Origin of the sequence: Flavobacterium sp. SOK18b (assembly GCF_014156605.1) — a bacterium.
GTDB classification, from domain to species: Bacteria; Bacteroidota; Bacteroidia; order Flavobacteriales; family Flavobacteriaceae; genus Flavobacterium; species Flavobacterium tiangeerense.
Genome location: NZ_QKNZ01000101.1, coordinates 1 through 2972, shown reverse-complemented (window position 1 = coordinate 2972; position 2972 = coordinate 1). Strand labels below are relative to the sequence as shown.

1 pseudogene is annotated in these 2972 nt (G+C 40.9%); it reads left to right on the top strand.

Features of this window, described 5'->3' with window-relative positions:
* Positions 1-2972: pseudogene (locus DNC80_RS16055) on the top strand (hypothetical protein); the annotation flags it as partial.

Sequence of the window (2972 nt, the reverse complement as noted above, 5' to 3'; positions counted from 1 at the left end):
TTGCTAGCCAAACCTTAGCACCAAATTCAACTTCGAACGCCGCAGATTGTGATAGTGAAGGAGTTACTAATGCTCAAGAAATTACAGATGGCACAAACCCATTGAATGCAGATTCAGATGGTGATGGCGTAACTGATGGACAAGAAAAAACAGATAGCACGGATCCAAACGACAACTGCTCGTTACTAATTGCGAGTCAAACTTTAGCACCAAATGCAACTTGGAATGCCGCGGATTGTGATACTGATGGGGTTACTAATGCTCAAGAAATTACAGATGGCACAAACCCATTGAATGCAGATTCAGATGGTGATGGAGTAACTGATGGACAAGAAAAAGCAGACGGTACGACTCCAAATAATAATTGTTCATTACTAATTGCGAGTCAAACTTTAACGCCAATTGCAACTTGGAATACCGCAGATTGCGATGGAGATGGGGTTACTAATGGTCAAGAAATCACAAATGGAACCAATCCATTAAGTGCCGATTCAGACAATGATGGAGTAAATGATGGTCAAGAAGCCACAGATGGAACCAACCCATTGAATGCAGATACCGATGGAGATGGAGTTACTGATGGCAAAGAAAAAACAGACAATACGAATCCAAAAGACAACTGCTCTTTAATAATTGCTAGCCAAACTGTAGCACCAAATGCAACTTGGAATGTTGCAGATTGTGATACTGATGGGGTTACTAATGCCCAAGAGATTACAGATGGTACGAACCCATTGAATGCAGATACTGATGGTGATGGAGTAACTGATGGCAAAGAGAAAACCGATAACACTAATCCAAATAGCAACTGTTCATTACTAATTACTAGCCAAACGCTAACACCAAATGCAACTTGGAACGCCGCAGATTGTGATACTGATGGCGTAACTAATGGTCAGGAAATCACTAACGGAACCAATCCATTAAATGCCGATTCAGACAATGATGGAGTTAGTGATGGACAAGAAGCTACAGATGGAACCAATCCATTGAATGCAGATTCAGATGGAGATGGCGTAACTGATGGTCAAGAAAAAACAGATAGCACGGATCCAAACGACAATTGTTCTTTACTAATAGCTAGCCAAACGCTAACGCCAGATGCAACTTGGAATGCAGCAGATTGTGATACTGATGGGGTTACTAATAGTCAAGAAATCACAAATGGAACCAATCCATTGAATCCAGATTCAGATGGTGATGGAGTAACTGATGGTAAAGAGAAAACGGATACTACTAATCCAAATAGCAACTGTTCATTACTAATTGCTAGCCAAACGCTAACACCAAATACAACTTGGAACTCCGCAGATTGTGATACTGATGGAGTTACTAATGCCCAAGAAATCACTAACGGAACCAATCCATTGAGTGCCGATTCAGACAATGATGGAGTAAATGATGGTCAAGAAGCTACAGATGGCACCAACCCATTGAATCCAGATACAGATGGAGATGGAGTTACTGATGGCAAAGAAAAAACAGACAATACGAATCCAAAAGACAACTGTTCATTACTAATTGTTAGCCAAACCTTAGCCCCAAATACAACTTGGAACGCCGCAGATTGTGATGGTGATGGAGTTACTAATGCCCAAGAAATTACAGATGGAACCAATCCATTGAATGTAGATACCGATGGAGATGGAGTTACTGATGGCAAAGAAAAAACAGACAATACGAATCCAAAAGACAATTGCTCTTTAATAATTGCTAGCCAAACCTTAGCACCAAATGCAACTTGGAACGCCGCAGATTGTGATGGTGATGGAGTTACTAATGCCCAAGAAATTACAGATGGAACCAATCCATTGAATCCAGATACAGATGGTGATGGTGTAACTGATGGACAAGAGAAAACGGATAATACTAATCCAAACGACAACTGCTCATTAGTAATCGCAAGTCAAACGCTAGCACCAAATGCAACTTGGAATGCTGCGGATTGTGATACTGATGGGGTTACTAATGGTCAGGAAATCACCAACGGAACCAATCCATTGAGTGCCGATTCAGACAATGATGGTGTAAGTGATGGTCAAGAAATTACAGATGGAACTAACCCATTGAATGCAGATACCGATGGCGATGGAGTTACTGATGGCAAAGAAAAAACAGATAACACAAATCCAAATAATAATTGTTCATTACTAATTGCGAGTCAAACTTTAACGCCAAATGCAACTTGGAACGCCGCAGATTGTGATGGTGATGGAGTTACTAATGCCCAAGAAATTACAGATGGCACAAACCCATTGAATGCAGATACCGATGGCGATGGAGTAACTGATGGTAAAGAGAAAACGGATAACACGAACCCAAATAGCAACTGTTCATTACTAATTACTAGCCAAACGCTAACACCAAATGCAACTTGGAACGCCGCCGATTGTGATACTGATGGCGTAACTAATGGTCAGGAAATCACTAACGGAACCAATCCATTAAGTGCCGATTCAGACAATGATGGAATAAATGATGGTCAAGAAGCCACAGATGGAACCAACCCATTGAATGCAGATACCGATGGAGATGGAGTTACTGATGGCAAAGAAAAAACAGACAATACGAATCCAAAAGACAACTGTTCATTACTAATTATTAGCCAAACCTTAGCACCAAATACAACTTGGAACGCCGCAGATTGTGATGGTGATGGAGTTACTAATGCCCAAGAAATTACAGATGGAACCAATCCATTGAATCCAGATACAGATGATGATGGTGTAACTGATGGACAAGAGAAAACGGATACTACTAATCCAAATAGCAACTGTTCATTACTAATTGCTAGCCAAACTGTAGCACCAAATGCAACTTGGAATGCCGCGGATTGTGATACTGATGGGGTTACTAATGCTCAAGAAATTACAGATGGCACAAACCCATTGAATGCAGATTCAGATGGTGATGGCGTAACTGATGGACAAGAAAAAACAGATAGCACGGATCCAAACGACAACTGCTCGTTA